The sequence below is a fragment of the Novosphingobium resinovorum genome, from assembly GCF_027922145.1.
Taxonomy (GTDB): domain Bacteria; phylum Pseudomonadota; class Alphaproteobacteria; order Sphingomonadales; family Sphingomonadaceae; genus Novosphingobium; species Novosphingobium resinovorum.
The window spans coordinates 186,242-204,363 of sequence record NZ_BSFC01000024.1 but is presented as its reverse complement, the minus strand read 5'-3'; the positions used below and the strand labels follow the sequence as shown (position 1 = coordinate 204,363).

The window sequence follows — 18,122 nt, the reverse complement described above, 5'->3', positions numbered from 1 at the left end:
ATGACCGACGACAAGACGCAGTCGCCCGCCATAGATCCCGCAGTGGCAGAGGAACTTCAGGGCGTGCCGGAGGACTTCGTGGACACCAAGGGCGAGAACGAGGAAATCGCGAAGCTGCGCGAGAAGCTGGCGACGGCCGAGCAGGATGTGCTCTACGCCCGCGCCGAGACGCAGAACGTGCGCCGCCGTCTCGAAAAGGACATCGCCGACACCCGCGCTTATGCCGCGACCGGTTTCGCGCGCGACATTCTCTCGGTGTCCGACAACCTCGCCCGCGCGCTGACCGCGATCCCCGCGGAACTGCGCGAAGATGACAAGCTCAAGGGCCTCGTTGCAGGTATCGAGGCCACCGGTCGTGAAATCGACAAGGTCTTCGCCAGCCACGGCATCACCCGCATCGCCGCCATGGGCCTGCCGCTCGACCCCAACCAGCACCAGGCGATGATCGAGCTTCCCTCGGCGGATGCCGAGCCAGGTACGGTCCTGCAGGAAATGCAGGCCGGCTACATGATCAAGGACCGCCTGCTGCGCCCGGCCATGGTCGCGGTGGCCAAGAAGCCGGACTGATCGGGTTTCTCCATTAAGCTGAACATACGGCCCGCCTCCGCAAATACCGGAAGCGGGCCGTATCGTATTGTTGCCGGGGAACCTCACGCGCGCGCTTCCGTTCACTTGTGCATAGGCTACAGAATTTTCGGAGAACATCGATGCGCAAGCTCATCCTTCCCATTCTGGCCGCCGGTGCGCTGAGCATCGGTGGCTGCGCGAGCAACTATGCGGGCGAGGGCGCCCTTGCAGGCGGTGCGCTCGGCGCGGGCGTCGGCGCGATCGCGGGCGGTGACGTCGGCACCGGCGCTGCGATCGGCGCTGCGGCTGGTGCCGTAGCCGGTTCGCAGGCCAAGAAGAACGATCGCGGCTGCTATCGTTATGATCGTCGCGGCGACCGTTACTGGGATCGCGATTGCTGATCAGGCAGTCAGGTTAATTCGAGCAGGGCGCGGGCGCATAAGTGCCTGCGCCCTGTTTCGTAGAGGCTTGTTCTACGATTTACATGCGCCTTTGCGAGTTACATCGTCATTGCGAGCGCAGCGAAGCAATCCAGAGCGGGGTGGAACTGCCCTGGATTGCTTCGCTGCGCTCGCAATGGCGTTATAGTTACGCCCCGAACGGCAGAATCCCGCGATAGGCTGCCAGTTCCGGCGCTCCGGGAAAGTGCAGCCCCTCACGCAGCAGAAAGACGTGCCGCACGATCTCCGCCTGCTGCTCGATGCCATAGCGATCGAGTGTCCAGCCCGGCCTCAGCACATAATCGTAACGACATAGCGGATGACGCATCAGAGGCAGATACCAGCGTCCCGTGCACTGGGTTTGCCACACATGGGTCATCTCGTGGATGAACAACCCCTGCAGTCCCGGCGCAGCGCGCGAGAAATCATCCAGATAGAGATCGCTGCGGGGATGGAAGTGCAGGTGCCCGCAAGGCGCCATGACCGTGTTGACGGGCTGGAACGGGAACCATCGGCGGCGACGGACACGCACCGGCGTGCAGTCCACCGCATTCCCGAAGATCGAGCGGACGAGATCGACCTCGCCCGCCGTCAGCGCCCGCTCGCCCCGTTGATCCACGGCCGGACCGACGATCAGTGCTGCATTCCTTCCATGGAGCCGTGATCCATGCCCTCATGGTTCATGCCACCGCCCCCCGTATGGCTCCCCAGGGCCTCGACCTGCAGCGGCATCGACAGCTTGTCGCCATCGGAGAAGGTCAGCGTCAGCTCCGCCTTTCCGCCGGGCTTGAGATCGGGCGAGACGTCGAAGACCATCACGTGAAGGCCGCCCGGCGCGAAGACCATCGAGGCGCCCGGGTCGATCGGCAGGCTGTCGACCTTGGCCATGGTGCCGCCGTTGCTCTGGTGCATCTCCGCCTTGGCTGCGCCGGAGACATGGACACCTGCCAGCGTAACCGGCTCGGCGCCGTCATTGCGCACAGTAAAGTAGACTGCGCCTGGACGGCCCGCGACGATGGGCAGCACCAACTTGCCGTCGCTCGCCACCATGCCGGGCTTGGCGTTGGGGCCGGAGAGGGTGGCGTCGTTCGATTCGGTCGGGCTGTCGGGCGTCTTGCCGCAACCGGCGACCATGGACATCAGCGCGACGGAGCAGATCAGGGCGACTGGCAGGTTACGTTTGGTCACAGGCATTTCCCTTTGTTATGCCCCGTTTCTGAATCGTTGCGCCTAATGCCATTCACACAGGCTTGTTCCAAGCGAAACGTCACCTATATCCGGCCTCGACGACTTGGAACGTCACCGAGCCGTGCAAGCTGCCTTGCCTTGTGTAAGGGAGGCGATCCGCACGGTGTCACCCACTGACGTGAGGAATGGGGATAATGGCTAAAGTAATTGGTATCGACCTTGGCACCACCAACAGCTGCGTCGCCGTCATGGACGGCGGCAAGCCCAAGGTCATCGAGAATTCAGAAGGCGCGCGCACCACGCCCTCGATCGTCGCTTTCACCAAGGATGGTGAGCGCCTGATCGGGCAGCCTGCAAAGCGCCAGGCCGTGACCAACGGCAACAATACGATCTTCGCGGTGAAGCGCCTCATCGGCCGCCGCTTCGACGACCCGGTGACCAAGAAGGACACCGAGCTGGTTCCATACCACATCGTCAAGGGCAAGAACGGCGATGCCTGGGTCCAGGCCGGTGGTGAGGATTACTCGCCCTCGCAGATCAGCGCCTTCACGCTCCAGAAGATGAAGGAAACCGCCGAATCGTATCTGGGCGAGACGGTCACGCAGGCGGTCATCACCGTGCCTGCGTACTTCAACGACGCCCAGCGCCAGGCGACCAAGGACGCCGGCCAGATCGCCGGTCTCGAAGTGCTGCGCATCATCAACGAGCCGACCGCGGCGGCGCTGGCCTACGGCCTCGACAAGCAGGACGGCAAGACCATCGCGGTCTACGACCTCGGCGGCGGCACCTTCGACGTCTCGGTTCTGGAAATCGGCGACGGCGTGTTCGAGGTGAAGTCGACCAACGGTGATACCTTCCTCGGCGGTGAAGACTTCGACTCGAAGGTCGTGGAATGGCTGGCGGACAAGTTCAAGGCCAAGGAAGGCCTCGACCTCAAGACCGACAAGCTGGCTCTGCAGCGCCTGAAGGAAGCGGCTGAAAAGGCGAAGATCGAACTGTCGTCCACCGCGACGACCGAAGTGAACCTGCCCTTCATCACCGCGCGCATGGAAGGCGGCGCCACCACCCCGCTGCACCTCGTCGAGACGATCACCCGTTCCGACCTGGAGCGCATGGTCGCCGACCTGATCCAGCGCACGCTGGAGCCCTGCCGCAAGGCGATCGCCGATGCCGGTCTTTCGGCCAAGGACATCGACGAAGTCGTGCTCGTGGGCGGCATGACCCGCATGCCCAAGGTGCGTGAAGTCGTGAAGGACTTCTTCGGCAAGGAACCGCACACCGGCGTGAACCCGGACGAAGTCGTCGCCATGGGCGCGGCGATCCAGGCCGGCGTTCTGCAGGGCGACGTCAAGGACGTGCTGCTTCTCGACGTGACCCCGCTGTCGCTGGGCATCGAGACGCTCGGCGGTATCATGACCAAGATGATCGACCGCAACACGACGATCCCGACCAAGAAGAGCCAGGTCTACTCGACCGCCGAGGACAACCAGCAGGCGGTGACGATCCGCGTGTTCCAGGGCGAGCGCGAGATGGCGCAGGACAACAAGCTGCTCGGCCAGTTCGACCTTGTCGGCATCCCGGCGGCGCGTCGTGGTGTCCCGCAGATCGAAGTGACCTTCGACATCGACGCCAACGGCCTCGTGAACGTGTCCGCCAAGGACAAGGGCACCGGCAAGGAACAGCAGATCCGCATCCAGGCCTCGGGCGGCCTTTCGGACAGCGACATCGACCAGATGGTCCGTGACGCCGAGAAGTTCGCCGAAGAGGACAAGAAGCGCCGCGAATCGGCCGAGGCCCGCAATCAGGCCGACAGCCTCGTCCACGCGACCGAGCAGCAGCTGACCGAGCACGCCGACAAGATCGACGCTTCGCTCAAGGCTGAAGTCGAGGCCGCGATCGCCGCGACCAAGACCGCTCTGGAAGGCAACGACGCCACCGAAATCAACGCCAAGGCTCAGGAACTGACCCAGGTGGCGATGAAGGTCGGTCAGGCCATCTACGAGAAGGAGCAGGCTTCCGCTGCTTCGCCGGAAGCCGCCAAGGCCGACGACGACGTGGTCGACGCCGAGTTCTCGGAAGTCGACGAAAACAAGGGCTGACAAGTCCTGATGAAAACCCTGGCCGCCACCTGTGCAAACCGCGCCGGTGGCGGTTAAGGTATTCCGACGGGGAAATATCACGTGTCAGCGACTGAAATCGACTATTACGAACTGCTCGAGGTAGAGCGCACTGCGGACGACAAGGTCCTTAAGTCGGCCTACCGCAAGCTCGCCATGCGCTTCCACCCGGACAAGAACCCGGGCTGCGCCGATTCCGAGGCGCGCTTCAAGCAGATCAGCGAGGCTTACGACTGCCTCAAGGACCCGCAGAAGCGCGCGGCCTACGATCGCTATGGCCATGCCGCGTTCCAGCAGGGCGCAGGCGGCGGTCAGGGCGGCGGAGACTTCGGCGATATCGGCGACATCTTCGAATCCATCTTCGGCAGCGCCTTCGGTGGCGGTGCTCGTCAGCAGCAGCGGCGCGGCGCCGACTTGCGCTACGACATGGAAGTCAGCCTCGACGAAGCGTTCCGGGGCAAGAGCACCGAGATCACCATCGAAGTCTCGCAATCGTGCGAACCCTGCAACGGTTCGGGCGCACAGCCCGGCACCGGCAAGCGCGGCTGTTCGATGTGCGGCGGCCACGGCAAGGTCCGTGCGCAGCAGGGCTTCTTCGTGGTCGAGCGTACCTGCCCGACCTGCCACGGCCGGGGCGAGGTAATCGAGAAGCCGTGTCGCTCGTGTGGCGGCGAGGGACGGGTGGACAAGCCGCAGACGCTGCAAGTGGACATTCCGCCGGGCGTCGATTCGGGTACCCGCATCCGCCTCTCCGGCAAGGGTGAGGCCGGGCCGTTCGGCTCGCCCCCGGGCGACCTCTACATCTTCCTCCACGTCAAGCGCCACCGCGTGTTCGAGCGTGACGGGACGACGCTGGTGACCAAGGTGCCGATCACCTTCACCACGGCGGCGTTGGGCGGCTCGATCGAGATCCCCGGCATCGACGGCGAGGCGATCCAGCTCGACATTCCGGCAGGCATCCAGTCCGGCAAGCAGTTGCGCAAGCGCGGCGAGGGCATGCCGGTGCTGCAGGGCCGCGGCCGCGGCGACCTCGTGATCGAGATCGCAGTGGAAACCCCGACCAAGCTGTCGGCACGCCAGAAGGAAATCCTGCGCGAGCTGCAGTCGACCGAAACCGGCGACGAATGCCCGCAGTCAAAGGGCTTCTTCGACCGCATCAAGGACGCCTGGACCGACCTGACGGAGTGACTAAGGCGGGTGGGACGCGTGCTCCACCCGCTTTTCTCACCCCACCTCGTCATTGCGAGCGCAGCGAAGCAATCCAGGGCGGCTCAAGACTGCCCTGGATTGCTTCGCTGCGCTCGCAATGACGACCTTCAGGTGTCCTACTTCCCCGCCAACACTTCGCGCCTGATCCGGCGCAGCAGTTCGGGATCCGCACGCAGGCGCTGCCTCTCCTCATCGAGGATCGCCAGAAACGCCCGCCGCTTGAACCCGAGCAGTTCCGGCTGCGTCATCGCATGTTCGACCGAGAGCGTGGAAGCGATGAGGTCCATCATCCGCTCCGCACCATGCAGGCGCCCCCACAGGTAATCGTTCTCCCGGTAACCGCGACTGAAGAACGCGCCGAAGTTGAAGAACTCCTTGCCGCGCAACGTCTCCTCGCGAATTCCGTCGCGGATCGCGTGGCAGTCCTCGGGCGAGATGCGATCGACCCGCACCGGATCGAACTCGGTCAGGCCCTCGCCGCGCAGCAGCGGCAGGGTCACGGTATCGTAGAACGGGAAGCCGAGATAGGCGAGCAGCACCCTGCGACGCAGCGCCTGCGGCATCGCGGCGAGGGCTTCTGCCAGCAACTCGTCCACCGCGTTGTCGGTCTCCAGCAAGTTTCGAGCTTCGGCGAAATGATCGACGACTGCCTGCGGCTCCTCGAAAAAGCGCGCGGCCACAGCCGGAAAATCCTCGCCCAGCGCCGCCAGCGGCTCGCGGTCGATATAGAGCGACAGCGCCTTGTAGATCGCGGTGCGCGCGGCATCGCGGTCCTGTTCGGTGACATCGGGTTCCGCTTCCCACTCCTGAGTCACGCGCCGAGCAAGCAGGCGCAGGCGCCGTATGCGGAAGGCAAGATCGTGGTTGCGAAAGAACTCGATCATCATCGGCGAACCGGCCTCGCGCAATGCCTGCGCCCGGTCGAGGCCTTGCGCCGCCAGGTGCGCGATCAGCCTTAGCCGCACCGCTTCCGGAGAAGGCAGGTCGAGTTCGGGCGCCGCTTCCAGCACCATCCGGGCCATCATCGCGGTGATACCGCTGAACTTGACCTGCGCGTAGCCGTGATAGGCGAACCCCGCCTGCTCGAAAGCCGCCCCCTGCGCCTTGGCGCGCCATGCCGCGAGCCGCTTGGGGGTAGGGCGGTCGAGGAAGAAGGTGTGCCCGAACAGGCGGTCCACCGTCTCCTCTATCTCCGGCCGCAGGGCCAGCACGATCTCGCGCAGCGACGCCATCTCGCGCGAGCGGGCTTCCAGCGCCTCCAGATTGTCGCGGATAGGCTGCTCGCGGGGGATCGCGGAGAGCGAGCCGAAGATCACCGAGAAAAAGCCCGGCAGGCTCGCATCGCGCCGCATTTCCGCGCCGAGATGATCGGGTGTCGGATCGACGTAGACGAAGCGGCGATCCACTTCGCGCGCGGCGGGTCGGTCCCGCAGGGCATGCATGGCATCGGCGAAAGGCGCATTGACCAGCACCGCCCCGTCGATCAGCGATACGCAGTCCAGGTCGCCGCGGCGCGCATGTTCGGGCATGATCCGCGCGAGGAAGGCATCGCGCGTCAGCCATGTCCCGCCCTGTTCGTCCACCAGCCGGTCGATCTCGCCGATCTGCAGCGGCGGGAAGGCGCCGGGGAAACTGGCCGAAGCCCGGGCCGCCATCACCAGTTCCGGCAAGGGCGCCAGCGGCGCTCCCTCAGCGCCCGCCTTGACGTGAAAGCCGAAGGTCATCCGGTGTTCGCTTTCCAGCACTTGCTGCGGCGAATGGAGCCGCAGCGTTTCCAGATGCCCCTTGAAGTCGGTCGAGGTCAGGAACACGTCGAGCGGATGGTGCTCCGGCAACAGCGGCGGTCCGGCCGGAGTTTCGGCCATGGCGGTCAGAGCGCGGTGCAGCAGCCTCGAAAATCCGATGCCACTGAACGGCGGCTCGAACCACCGCGAGCGGATCAGGCGTGAGAGCTTCTCGCGAACTTCCGTCCGTGTTTCCGGGGCCACGCTCGCACTGACGGCGTTGCCCGGCCGATGAAGCAGGTACGTCACCAGAGGGCTGGCCCAGAACTTGGCCGCACGCGAGCCGGGGCGGGCGTCAGGATCGAGCAGCACGTCGACGTCGGCCGTCTCCAGCCACAAGTCGGTCAGTGGCTCCAGCGACTGGCCCGAATGAATGGCCTGCGCGAGGAACAGCGAGTTGATCCCGCCCGCGCTGGCCCCGGCGGCAATGTCGGCCAGTATCCGCAGCTTGAGATTGCCGCTGCTTTCAAGCCTGCGCAGCAAGTCGAGATAGACCGCCGGGCTGCCTTGCAAGCCGGCTTCGCCAGGCAGATCGGCCCAGGCGGCGCGGCTCGCCTGCAGGGCCTTCCACAGCTCCTTGGTGACGCCGTGCATGTACACGGCGAGGCTGACGCCTCCGTAACAGACCAGAGCGATCCGCAGTTCTTTTTGCTGCATATCGGTATCTTACCGAGGGTTACAGGATTGGCAATTGCGTTCTCATTCCGTTCCGTTTACGCGGGCGGCATGGCTAAACCCAAGCGTCGATATGTGTGCCAATCCTGCGGCGGCGTCTCCACCCGGTGGCAAGGCCAGTGCCCCGACTGCGGGGAATGGAACACGCTGGCAGAGGACGCGCCGCAGACGATCTTCTCCGCCAAGCACGACTTGTCTTCGGCCGGCCGGCCGATCCGGTTCACCCCGCTCGACGCGCCGGGTGAAGTGCCCAAGCGGCAGACGACTGGCATCTCGGAATTCGACCGTGCTCTGGGCGGCGGGCTCGTACCCGGCTCGGCGATCCTGATGGGCGGTGATCCGGGCATCGGCAAGTCCACGCTGCTGCTGCAGGTTTCGGCGAATGTAGCGATTAAGGGCGGGCTTTCCGTCTACGTGAGCGGTGAGGAAGCGGCCGGGCAAGTGCGTCTGCGTGCCGAGCGTCTCGGTCTGTCAAAGGCGCCGATCCAGCTGGCGGCGGCGACCTCGGTACGCGACATTCTCACCACGCTAGGAATGATGGACAAGCCCTCGCTGCTGGTGATCGATTCGATCCAGACGATGCACTCCGACCAGATCGAGGGCGCGCCGGGCACTGTCAGCCAGGTGCGCGGCTGCGCGTTCGAACTGATTCGCTATGCGAAGGAGAACGATGTTACTTTGGTCCTCGTCGGCCACGTGACCAAGGACGGCAACATCGCGGGCCCGCGCGTGCTGGAGCACATGGTCGACGTCGTCATGAGTTTCGAGGGTGAGCGCAGCCACCAGTATCGCATCCTGCGCTCGATCAAGAACCGCTTCGGCCCGGTGGACGAGATCGGTGTGTTCTCGATGGAGGGCTCGGGCCTCGCCGAAGTCGGTAACCCCTCGATGCTGTTCCTTTCGGGCCGCGAAGAACCGATGGCGGGAAGCGCGGTGTTTCCGGCGATGGAGGGCACACGGCCCGTACTCGTCGAAATCCAGGCGCTGATCGTGCGGTTGCAGAGTGGTGCCACGCCTCGCCGCGCGGTCGTGGGCTGGGATTCGGGCCGTATGGCAATGTTGCTGGCGGTGCTGGAAGCGCGCTGCGGGCTCAGTTTCTCGAACGCGGAAGTCTATCTCAACGTCGCGGGCGGCTACCGACTCGGCGACCCGGCCGCCGATCTCGCGGTGGCGGCGGCGCTGGTATCCGCGCTGGGCGACAAGCCGCTCTCCACCGATGCCGTGTGGTTCGGCGAAGTTTCGCTCGCCGGAGAGATCAGGCCGGTGGCTCATGCTTCGATCCGGCAGCGCGAATCCGCCAAGCTGGGGTTCTCGAAGGCGTTCGGTCCGTCGAACGGACCCGTGCCGGAAAAGGGCCTGTCGTTTTCTGGCCTCACGATGCTGCCCAACCTCGTTGACCGCATCCTGTCCGATGCCTAATTCTGCCGGTCTATGACTGGCTTCGACATTGCCGTTCTCCTGTTCGTGGGACTCGGCGCCATTACCGGCTTCATTCGCGGCTTCGTGCAGGAAATCCTTGCACTGGCGGCGTGGATTTTCGCCATCTTCGCCATCCGCCTTTTCCACACGCCGCTGACGGCGGTGCTCGGCGCTTACATCAGTTCGGATTCGGGAGCGGCAGTGCTGGCCTTCGCGCTGCTGCTGGGCATTCCGTTCCTGGCGGTGAAGCTGGTGGCCAAGTGGGCCGGCGCCAAGAGCCGCGCCTCCGTGCTCGGCCCGATCGACCGGGTGCTGGGCTTCGGGTTCGGCGCGGTGAAGGGCGTCATCGTGATCGTGCTGGGCTTCTCGGTGCTGGTCTTGGGCTACGATACGATCTGGGGCATCGGCGGCCGTCCCGAATGGATCACGCAGGCCCGTACCTACCCCTTCATCAACGCCAGCAGCGAAGCGCTGGTCCAGCTCATCGCCGAACGCCGTGCCGAGGCCCATGCGGCCGCAGCAGCGCACGAAGCGCAGTAAGACCGGCGTGTCCACGGCCGTACTTTATACGCCGGACGTTCTCGCACTCGCGATCGAACTGGCCCGTCATCCGCTGACCGACGACTTGCCCCTGCGCGGCGAAGCCCGTTCGCGCAGTTGCGGCAGCACGATAGCGCTGGGCCTCGCCTTCGACGATGCCGGTGCGATCGCGCGCGTCGGGCTGCGCAGCCATGCCTGCGCGATCGGGCAGGCATCTGCCGCCATCTTCGCCCGCAATGCACCGGGCGCGTCCGTCAAGGACATCCTTGCGACGCGCGCCGCCGTGGTAGCGTGGCTGGCAGGCGAGGGCGCATTGCCGCAATGGCCCGGATTCGCCGCGATCTCCGCCGCGCGGGACTATCCTGCGCGGCACGGTGCGGTCCTGCTGCCATGGGATGCGGCGGTCGAGGCGATCTCCCGCATCTGAGCGACTGCAGCCGAGTTGCCCCGGCACGACAGCTGGGTCTATGGGCCATCACGTGACTTCGTATTCCGACCTGCCCGCTCCGGCGCTCCGCCTGGACCTCGACCATGACGCGCTGCAATCCAACTGGCGCGCACTCGACCGCATGTCGGGCGGCGCGCGGGCAGGGGCGGCGGTCAAGGCGGATGCCTACGGCCTTGGCGTGCACAAGGTCGTACCTGTGCTGCAAGCCGCTGGATGTGACGATTTCTTCGTGGCGCACTGGTTGGAAGTCCGCGCGGTACTTGAAGTGGCGAGCCCCGGCTCGCTGTCTGTTCTCCACGGACCGCTGACGCCGCAGGACGCCGCTTATGCGCAGGCGACGGACGTGAAGCCGGTCATCAACTCGCTCGAACAGGCGCGGCGCTGGATCGACGCCGGAGGCGGGCGCTGCGACCTGATGGTCGATACCGGGATGAACCGTCTGGGCGTGACGCTGGACCAACTGGGCGAGCCGATGCTGGCACAGCTCAAGATCGACGTCCTGCTCTCGCATCTCGTGGCCGCCGAGGAAGACACGTCGCTCAACGCCATCCAGTGCGAACGCTGGAACGATGCCCGCACGCGGGTTCGCCACAAGCGGGCAAGCCTCGCCAACAGCGGCGGCATCGCGCTGGGCGAGGCCTATCACGGCGATCTGACCCGCCCCGGCATTGCCCTTTACGGCGGAGTGCCCCGGCCGGAGATGGCGCCCATGCTGCGCCAGGTCGTTCGCCCGCAGACCGCGATCCTGCAGGTCCGTCATGTCGAAGCGGGCGAGACCATCGGCTACAACGCGACGTTCACCGCGCCTGCCGCAATGCGGGTAGGGACGATCGCCCTCGGCTATGCCGACGGCTATTTGCGGTGCTGGTCCGGCAAGGGACGCTTTTGCGCTGCAGGAACGATTCTGCCGGTACTCGGCCGGGTGAGCATGGACCTCACCGTCGTCGACCTCACCCATGCTCCCGACGTGGCGGAGGGCGACTGGATCACGGCGGACTATGCGCTGCCTCAGGCCGCGGTAACCACGGGGCTGTCGCAATATGAGCTGCTGACGTTGCTCGGCAGGCGGTTCGGGCGCTGAAAATCGCGGAATTTCCGCCGATTTCCTCTTTTGCTGCGCAGCAATTTGTGTTGCAATGCGATATCCCGGAATGGTAACTTAACTATCCGGCAAATGGGGACTGGAAATGACTGAAACGGCGTCTGGCGAAGACAACACCGTAATCATCAAAAAGTACGCTAACCGGCGGCTCTACAATACCCGTTCGTCAAGCTACATCACGCTCGATCATCTCTCGAAGATGACGCGCGAAGGGGTGGACTACAAGGTTCTCGACGCCAAGACCGGCGCCGACATCACGCACACGATCCTCACCCAGATCATCATGGAAGAGGAATCGAACGGCGAGCAGATGCTTCCCGTCAACTTCCTGCGCGAACTCATCAGCATGTACGGCAACCAGATGCAGTCGCTGATCCCGCACTATCTGGAAGCCTCGATGGAGAACTTCCGCGCCAACCAGGCGAAGCTCGCCAAGGCGTTCGAGGACAGCCTGGGCAATAATCCGCTCGCCAAGCTGGCTGAGCAGAACATGGCGATGTTTCGCGCTGCGTCCTCCGCCTTCATGCCCGGCGCGGAAAAGCAGCCGGAAACCAAGGCGCCGCCCGCGGAGGATGCAGGCGATCTCTCCGCGCTGCGCGACCAGATGGCTGAAATCCAGAAGCGCCTCGACGCGCTGGGTAAATAATTGCGGGCAAGTAAGCAGGCCGAAGAGGCGAAGTGATGACCTCCCGCGTCGCTCGCCCTGCCGCGCGTATCATCCTGCTCGATCCGGCTGAGCGCGTACTGCTGTTCCGGTTCGACCCGCCCGACCGTCCCCCGTTCTGGTGCACGCCGGGCGGGGCGGTCGATCCCGGCGAAAGCTACGAGGATGCGGCAAGGCGCGAACTGCTGGAGGAAACCGGCTTCGTTGCAGAGCCGGGGCCGCAGGTGGCGCAGCGGATCGCCGATTTCATCACCATCGAAGGCGTGCCGGTGACGGCCGACGAGCGCTATTTCCGCGTACGCACGCCTGCGGGCGCCGATCCCGAGGCGATCGATACCGGCGGCCACACCGAACTGGAACGCTCGGTGATGCGCAGCTGGCGCTGGTTCGACCGCGCGGCATTGGCCGCGCTGGAGGAACCGTATTTTCCGGAAGATCTCGCTGAGATGTTCTAAGGTCGCGCGGGCTTTCGGGGGCTTCGACAAGCTCAGCCTGAGCGGGTTTTGGAGGTTTGCACTACCCCCCGGCTCACCCTGAGCCTGTCGAAGGGTCGTGCCGAGCGTGTCGCCATTCATTTGAACCTTGCGCCAAGTCCCGCTAACAGGCGCGCCATGAATCAGAAGACCGCGATCCGCCACGCCCTCTCCACCAAGCGCGAAGACGATTTCGCCCAGTGGTATCAGGAAGTCATCTCTGAAGCCGAAATGGCCGAGGAATCGGGCGTGCGCGGCTGCATGGTCATCAAGCCGTGGGGCTACGGCGTGTGGGAACGCATCCAGCGCCTGATGGACGACCGCATCAAGGCCGCGGGCGTGCAGAACTGCTACTTCCCGCTGTTCATCCCGCTCTCCTACTTCGCCAAGGAAGCCGAGCACGTCGAGGGCTTCGCCAAGGAGATGGCGGTCGTCACCCATCACCGCCTCGTCGGCGACGGCAAGGGCGGCCTCGTGCCCGATCCCGAGGCGAAGCTGGAAGAGCCGCTGATCGTGCGCCCCACTTCCGAAACCGTGATCGGCCAAGCGATGGCGCGCTGGGTGCAGTCGTGGCGCGACCTGCCGCTGATGGTCAACCAGTGGGCCAACGTGGTGCGCTGGGAAATGCGCACCCGCATGTTCCTGCGCACCAGCGAATTCCTCTGGCAGGAAGGCCACACCGCTCACGCCGACCGGGACGATGCGATGGCCGAGACGCTGCGCGCGCTCGAAATGTACCGCGACTTCGCCGAGACCGAGCTGGCGATGCCCGTCATCGCCGGTGAAAAGCCCGAGAACGAGCGCTTCCCCGGCGCCGTCGCGACCTATTCGATCGAGGCGATGATGCAGGACGGCAAGGCGCTGCAGGCAGGCACTTCGCATTATCTCGGCACCGGTTTCGCCCATGCGGCGGGCATCACCTTCCAAGACCGCGAGGGCACGCAGCAGTATGCCCACACGACCAGTTGGGGCACCTCGACCCGCATGATCGGCGGTCTCATCATGACGCACGGCGACGACGACGGCCTGCGCGTGCCGCCCGCCGTGGCGCCGCACCAGATCGTCATCCTGCCGATGCTGCGCGACACGCCCGAGGACGACGCGCTGCTCGCCTACTGCGAGGAACTGCGCAAGGCCCTCGTCGGCCAGTCGGCCCTTGGCGAAAGCGTGCGCGTGCTGCTCGACAAGCGCCCCGGCAAGGCCACGCAGAAGCGCTGGGCCTGGGTCAAGAAGGGCGTGCCGCTGATCCTCGAGATCGGTGGGCGCGATGCGGCGGGCGGTCAGGTCTCGATGCTGCGCCGCGACAAGCTGTGGACCGAGGCGGGCAAGGCGAACTTCGTCGGCCTCGCCAAGGACGAGTTCGTGGCCCGCGCTTCGGCCGAGATCGAGGACATCCAGGTCTCGCTCCACGCCGAAGCCAAGGCCAGGCGCGACGCGAACATCTCGAAGGCATCCAGCTTCGATGAACTCGCGGCGTTCTTCTCTGACGACAAGCGCTATCCGGGCTGGGTCGAAGTCGAGTGGGCGCGCCCGACCGGTGATGAACTCGAAGCGGTGGTTCAGAAGCTCAAGGGCCTTAAGCTCACCATGCGCAATACGCCGCTGGGCGCCGAACCCGCGACCGGTAACTGCATTTTCACGGGACGTGGCGCCGTGGAGAAGATATACGTCGCCCGATCCTACTGAATGGGGTCTTACTGATTTCACACGGGGGCTCCGGATGATCGCAGCGATTAAATACAACCTCGCGAACCTGACCAACTTCAAGGGACGCGAGGGTCGCTCGGCCTTCTGGTTCTATTTCCTGTTCCTGGCGATCATCCAGATCGTGATTTCCATCGTGATCTCGATGGTGATGACGGCACCGATGATGGCCGACGTGTTCGAGGCTGCGAAGCAGGGGCTGAGCGAAGCCGAGATGCAGAAGCGCATGTTCAGCCGCCTTTCGGGGATGATGCGCACTTCGGTCTGGGCTTCCGTCGCCAGCACACTCGTGCTGACCGGTCTGCTGGTCGCCTCGTTCACGCGGCGGCTGCACGATTCCGACAAGCCGGGCTGGATCGCCGGGCTGACGGCGCTGATCCAGTTCGCGGCGCTGGGCATGGCGGTCGCTTCGGTCGACAAGGTCGCCGAGATGATGATCATCGCCCAGAGCGGCGACATGGTGAAGCTGCAGGAGGCGCAGGCCAGCGTGATGATGAACGGCATGCTCGGCTATGTGCCGCTGCTGCTCATCATCGTGTTCGGCGTCTGGCCCTCGAGCGACGGAGCCAACCGTTACGGTGCGGAGCCCGATCACATCTGAGGGCCACAGTTCGTCATTGCATCTCTCTATTTCGTCATTGCGAGCGCAGCGAAGCAATCCAGAGCCACGTAAACCGCCCTGGATTGCTTCGCTGCGCTCGCAATGACGAGACGGGTGGCGATGAGGCGGGGTGAACCCGGAGCTTCCGGGGGCAATTCGCGCCTGCGAGATTGCATTGCACGGCTGCAGGGGGCATCTGCGAGGAATGCCCGCAAACAACCGCCCCGCCAATAACCGAACCTCTGGCAATCGGCTCACCGTCAACCGTCCGGTCAAGGATCGTTCGGCAAAGGATCGTCCCACGCCGGGACTGCCCACCCGCAAGCAGATCCTCGACTTCATCCAGAACGCGACGGAGCCTGCGGGCAAGCGCGAAATCTCGCGCCATTTTGGCCTCAAGGGCAATGAAAAGATCCAACTCAAGGCGCTGCTCAAGGACATGGCCGAAGAGGGCCTGATCGACGGCAAGCGCACCGCCTTCCACAAGATGGGCGGGTTGCCCAAGGTCACCGTCCTGCGCGTGATCGACATCGACGAGGGAGAGGCGATCGCCGTCCCCGATACCTGGCAGCCCGATGACGCCACCCCGCCGCCGCGCATCCGCCTGATCGAGAAGGGGCGCGGCTCGGCGCTGCGCAAGGGCGACCGCGTGCTGTCGCGCACCGAGGAAAGCGCTACCGGCTGGCGCGCCTTCCCGATGAAGAAGCTGGAACTGCGCGCCGACCAGATCCTCGGCGTCGTCGAGATCGACGGCGGCGGCAAGCCCTGCCTGGCCCCGGTCGACAAGCGCATCCGCAATTCCTCGCCGATCTCCGATCTTGGCGAGGCGAAGGCGGGCGAACTCGTGCTCGGCGTGCCGATCGGCCGTTCGGCGCGGCCTTCGGTCAAGGTGACCGAAGTGCTGGGCGAACCGCTGGCGCCCAAGTCGTTCAGCCTGATCGCCATCCACAAGCACGGCATTCCCAACCACTTCATCGAGGAAGTGCTGGAAGAGGCGCAGGTTTCGGCCAAGCTGCCGCTCAGCGCCGAGCACCGCGAAGACCTGCGGCACCTGCCGATCGTCGCCATCGATCCCTCCGACGCGCGCGATCATGACGACGCGATCTGGGCGGCCCCGGACGGGCAGGGCGGCTTCGATGCGCTCGTCGCCATCGCCGACGTGTCGTTCTACGTCCGCCCCGGCGGCCAAATCGACCGCGAGGCGCGGCGGCGCGGCAACTCGGTCTACTTCCCCGACCGCGTCGTGCCGATGCTGCCCGAAGTGCTCAGCGCCGACGTCTGTTCGCTGCGCTCGGGCGAGGACCGCGCGGCGATGGCCTGCCACATGAAGATCGACGCCGAGGGCAAGATCACCGACTGGCGCTTCACCCGCGCGATCGTGCGCATCGACGAAGTGATCGCCTACGAAGAAGCGCAGGCGCGCATCGACGAGGGCCGCGCGGCCGAGCACCTGACCAATCTGTGGGCCGCGTGGAAGGCACTCGCCACCGCGCGCGCCAACCGCGATCCGCTGGAACTCGAACTGCCCGAGCGCCGCGTGAAGCTGGACGAGAAGGGCCGCATCACCGAGATCGCGATCCGCGAGCGGCTCGACGCGCACCGCGTCGTCGAGGACTTCATGATCGCCGCCAACGTCGCCGCCGCCAAGGCGCTGGAGGCCAAGACCGCGCCCGTCGTCTACCGCATCCACGAGACGCCGAGCCGCGAGAAGCTGATGGCGCTCAAGGACTACCTCGCGACGTTCGGCAAGAAGCTGGCGATGGGGCAGGTCATCACGCCCAGCCTGTTCAACCGCATGCTCAAGGACGTGACCGACGAGACCGAGAAGGCGCTCATCATGGAAGCGGTCCTGCGCAGCCAGACGCAGGCCTATTACGGCCCCGCCAATGCCGGCCACTTCGGGTTGGCGCTGGCGTCCTACGCGCACTTCACCTCGCCGATCCGGCGTTATGCGGACCTTCTGGTACACCGCGCATTGGTCGATGCCTATGGGCTGGAGCAGCCGAAGCCAAAAGCCGACATTCCGGCGCTGTCGGGCCTGTCGGAGCGTGACCGCGAAGACCTCGGCCGCGTCAGCGACGCGATCAGCCAGGCCGAGCGCCGCGCCATGGAAGCCGAGCGCGAAACGATCGACCGCTACGTCGCCGCCTGGCTGGCGAGCCGCGTGGGCGAAGTGTTCGACACGCGCATCACCGGCGTCCAGAAGTTCGGCTTCTTCGCCACCATCGTCGGCCTCGGCGGCGACGGGCTGGTGCCGGTCTCGACGCTAGGGGACGAACGGTTCACGTTCGATGAGAAAGCCAAAGTGCTGGTCGGCGACGAGACGGGCACGGTCTTCTCGATCGGCCAGATCCTCAAGCTGCGACTGGCGGAGGCCAATGCGCTGACCGGCGCGCTCAAGTATGAGCTGCCCGACGGCGGCGGCCGGATCGAACCGCGCGGGAATGCTCCGGCGCTCAAGCACAAGGGCAAGCACTTCGTCGGCCAGCGTGGGCGGCCGAAGAACATCCGGCATCAGGGGCGGGGCAAGCGGTAACGCCCCTCACTCGATCCAGCCCCTCATCGTCATTGCGAGCGTAGCGAAGCAATCCAGGGCAGAGCAAACCGCCCTGGATTGCTTCGCTACGCTCGCAATGACGAAGTTGTGTGGGGCAATGGACCGTTTGTGGCACCCTTGAGTGCCGTTAGGTGCCGCCCAGTGCCGCTCAACTCAACCGTTCGATCGCCTCGGCATCGAGCCCGCCGGGGACCACGAACACCGGGCAGGTCATATGCGCCATGCCCGGCCCGGTGAAGTGCGCGACCAGAGCGCCCGGTCCGCCTTCCTTCGCCGCGCCGAGCACCAGCGCCGAAACCTCGGGGTGCTCCTCCAGATATTTGCGCACGATCTTGATGTCTTCTCCCATGTGAACGGAGATGACCGGCATCTTTGCGCCTTGCGACAAAAGGTTTCCGGCCGCCGCCGTCACCAGCGTCTCGGCGCGGGCGCGGGCTTCTTCCTCGATGGTCGCCTGAACCCCCGCGAAGGCGTTGAAGGGCTGCGGCGGGACGAGCGCCAGAAGGTGCAGCGCACCGTCGGTCTTGGCCGCGCGGCGGGCCGCGAACTGCAGGGCGACGAGCGCTTCCTCGCTCTCGTCGACGATCACCAGGTAGATGCGCATGGGTGGTTCCCTCTCCAACCGGCTTATCGA

At 65.3% G+C, this 18,122-nt stretch carries 17 protein-coding genes; 13 read left to right on the top strand and 4 right to left on the bottom strand.

Annotated elements, in window-relative coordinates; translation table 11 throughout:
• Both grpE and PKE80_RS15885 read left to right on the top strand, forming a co-directional pair.
• A complete protein-coding gene (gene grpE, locus PKE80_RS15890) occupies positions 1 to 567 on the top strand; it encodes a nucleotide exchange factor GrpE (RefSeq protein WP_036523140.1) in 567 nt (188 codons plus the stop codon).
• A gap of 140 nt (positions 568 to 707) precedes the next feature.
• Complete coding sequence (locus PKE80_RS15885; protein ID WP_008832743.1) at positions 708 to 968, top strand: YMGG-like glycine zipper-containing protein; 261 nt, start codon at positions 708 to 710, stop codon at positions 966 to 968.
• A gap of 187 nt (positions 969 to 1,155) precedes the next feature.
• Here the strand turns inward: PKE80_RS15885 and PKE80_RS15880 are convergent, their stop codons facing one another.
• Together PKE80_RS15880 and PKE80_RS15875 are read right to left on the bottom strand one after the other, a co-directional pair.
• The gene (locus PKE80_RS15880; protein ID WP_271183329.1) at positions 1,156 to 1,626 is read right to left on the bottom strand and encodes a vgr related protein; all 471 of its coding nucleotides are present in this window, start codon (positions 1,624 to 1,626) and stop codon (positions 1,156 to 1,158) included.
• Positions 1,627 to 1,640: 14 nt separating this feature from the next.
• Positions 1,641 to 2,201: a copper chaperone PCu(A)C gene (locus tag PKE80_RS15875; RefSeq protein ID WP_271183328.1), complete on the bottom strand. Its 561-nt coding sequence runs from the start codon at positions 2,199 to 2,201 to the stop codon at positions 1,641 to 1,643.
• A gap of 188 nt (positions 2,202 to 2,389) precedes the next feature.
• Between PKE80_RS15875 and dnaK the strand changes: the two genes are divergently transcribed.
• Positions 2,390 to 4,294 carry a molecular chaperone DnaK gene (gene dnaK, locus PKE80_RS15870; protein ID WP_036523147.1) on the top strand — a complete coding sequence of 635 codons (1,905 nt, stop codon included), beginning with the start codon at positions 2,390 to 2,392 and terminating at the stop codon, positions 4,292 to 4,294.
• 81 nt (positions 4,295 to 4,375) lie between these two features.
• Positions 4,376 to 5,500 (top strand): molecular chaperone DnaJ, encoded by a 1,125-nt coding sequence (dnaJ, locus tag PKE80_RS15865; protein WP_008832738.1) that lies wholly within the window; start codon positions 4,376 to 4,378, stop codon positions 5,498 to 5,500.
• A 137-nt stretch (positions 5,501 to 5,637) separates the two neighbouring features.
• On the opposite strand, the gene PKE80_RS15860 is transcribed toward dnaJ, so the two are convergent.
• The gene (locus tag PKE80_RS15860) at positions 5,638 to 7,962 is read right to left on the bottom strand and encodes a patatin-like protein (RefSeq protein ID WP_271183327.1); all 2,325 of its coding nucleotides are present in this window, start codon (positions 7,960 to 7,962) and stop codon (positions 5,638 to 5,640) included.
• Positions 7,963 to 8,031: 69 nt separating this feature from the next.
• Between PKE80_RS15860 and radA the strand changes: the two genes are divergently transcribed.
• From radA to rnr, 9 genes are all read left to right on the top strand, one after another.
• Positions 8,032 to 9,399, top strand: a complete 1,368-nt coding sequence (gene radA / locus PKE80_RS15855; protein WP_271183326.1) for a DNA repair protein RadA — start codon at positions 8,032 to 8,034, stop codon at positions 9,397 to 9,399.
• Positions 9,400 to 9,411: 12 nt separating this feature from the next.
• Positions 9,412 to 9,939 carry a CvpA family protein gene (locus tag PKE80_RS15850; protein WP_271183325.1) on the top strand — a complete coding sequence of 176 codons (528 nt, stop codon included), beginning with the start codon at positions 9,412 to 9,414 and terminating at the stop codon, positions 9,937 to 9,939.
• Complete coding sequence (locus PKE80_RS15845; protein WP_271183324.1) at positions 9,908 to 10,366, top strand: iron-sulfur cluster assembly scaffold protein; 459 nt, start codon at positions 9,908 to 9,910, stop codon at positions 10,364 to 10,366. Before PKE80_RS15850 ends, PKE80_RS15845 begins: the two co-directional genes overlap by 32 nt.
• A gap of 52 nt (positions 10,367 to 10,418) precedes the next feature.
• Positions 10,419 to 11,468, top strand: a complete 1,050-nt coding sequence (gene alr / locus PKE80_RS15840) for an alanine racemase (RefSeq protein ID WP_271183323.1) — start codon at positions 10,419 to 10,421, stop codon at positions 11,466 to 11,468.
• 106 nt (positions 11,469 to 11,574) lie between these two features.
• Complete coding sequence (gene phaR / locus PKE80_RS15835; protein ID WP_008832732.1) at positions 11,575 to 12,135, top strand: polyhydroxyalkanoate synthesis repressor PhaR; 561 nt, start codon at positions 11,575 to 11,577, stop codon at positions 12,133 to 12,135.
• Positions 12,136 to 12,170: 35 nt separating this feature from the next.
• Positions 12,171 to 12,608, top strand: a complete 438-nt coding sequence (locus PKE80_RS15830) for an NUDIX hydrolase (RefSeq protein ID WP_271183322.1) — start codon at positions 12,171 to 12,173, stop codon at positions 12,606 to 12,608.
• A gap of 156 nt (positions 12,609 to 12,764) precedes the next feature.
• Positions 12,765 to 14,312: a proline--tRNA ligase gene (gene proS / locus PKE80_RS15825; RefSeq protein ID WP_271183321.1), complete on the top strand. Its 1,548-nt coding sequence runs from the start codon at positions 12,765 to 12,767 to the stop codon at positions 14,310 to 14,312.
• Positions 14,313 to 14,346: 34 nt separating this feature from the next.
• Complete coding sequence (locus tag PKE80_RS15820) at positions 14,347 to 14,931, top strand: DUF805 domain-containing protein (protein WP_036523161.1); 585 nt, start codon at positions 14,347 to 14,349, stop codon at positions 14,929 to 14,931.
• Between the two features lie 205 nt (positions 14,932 to 15,136).
• Positions 15,137 to 17,467, top strand: coding sequence for a ribonuclease R (gene rnr / locus PKE80_RS15815; protein ID WP_271183320.1), 2,331 nt, complete (start codon positions 15,137 to 15,139; stop codon positions 17,465 to 17,467).
• Positions 17,468 to 17,636: 169 nt separating this feature from the next.
• Here rnr and PKE80_RS15810 read toward each other — a convergent pair whose 3' ends face one another.
• Entirely contained in the window at positions 17,637 to 18,092 is a 456-nt protein-coding gene (locus PKE80_RS15810) for a universal stress protein (protein ID WP_008832727.1), read from the bottom strand.
• Positions 18,093 to 18,122 lie beyond the last annotated feature (30 nt).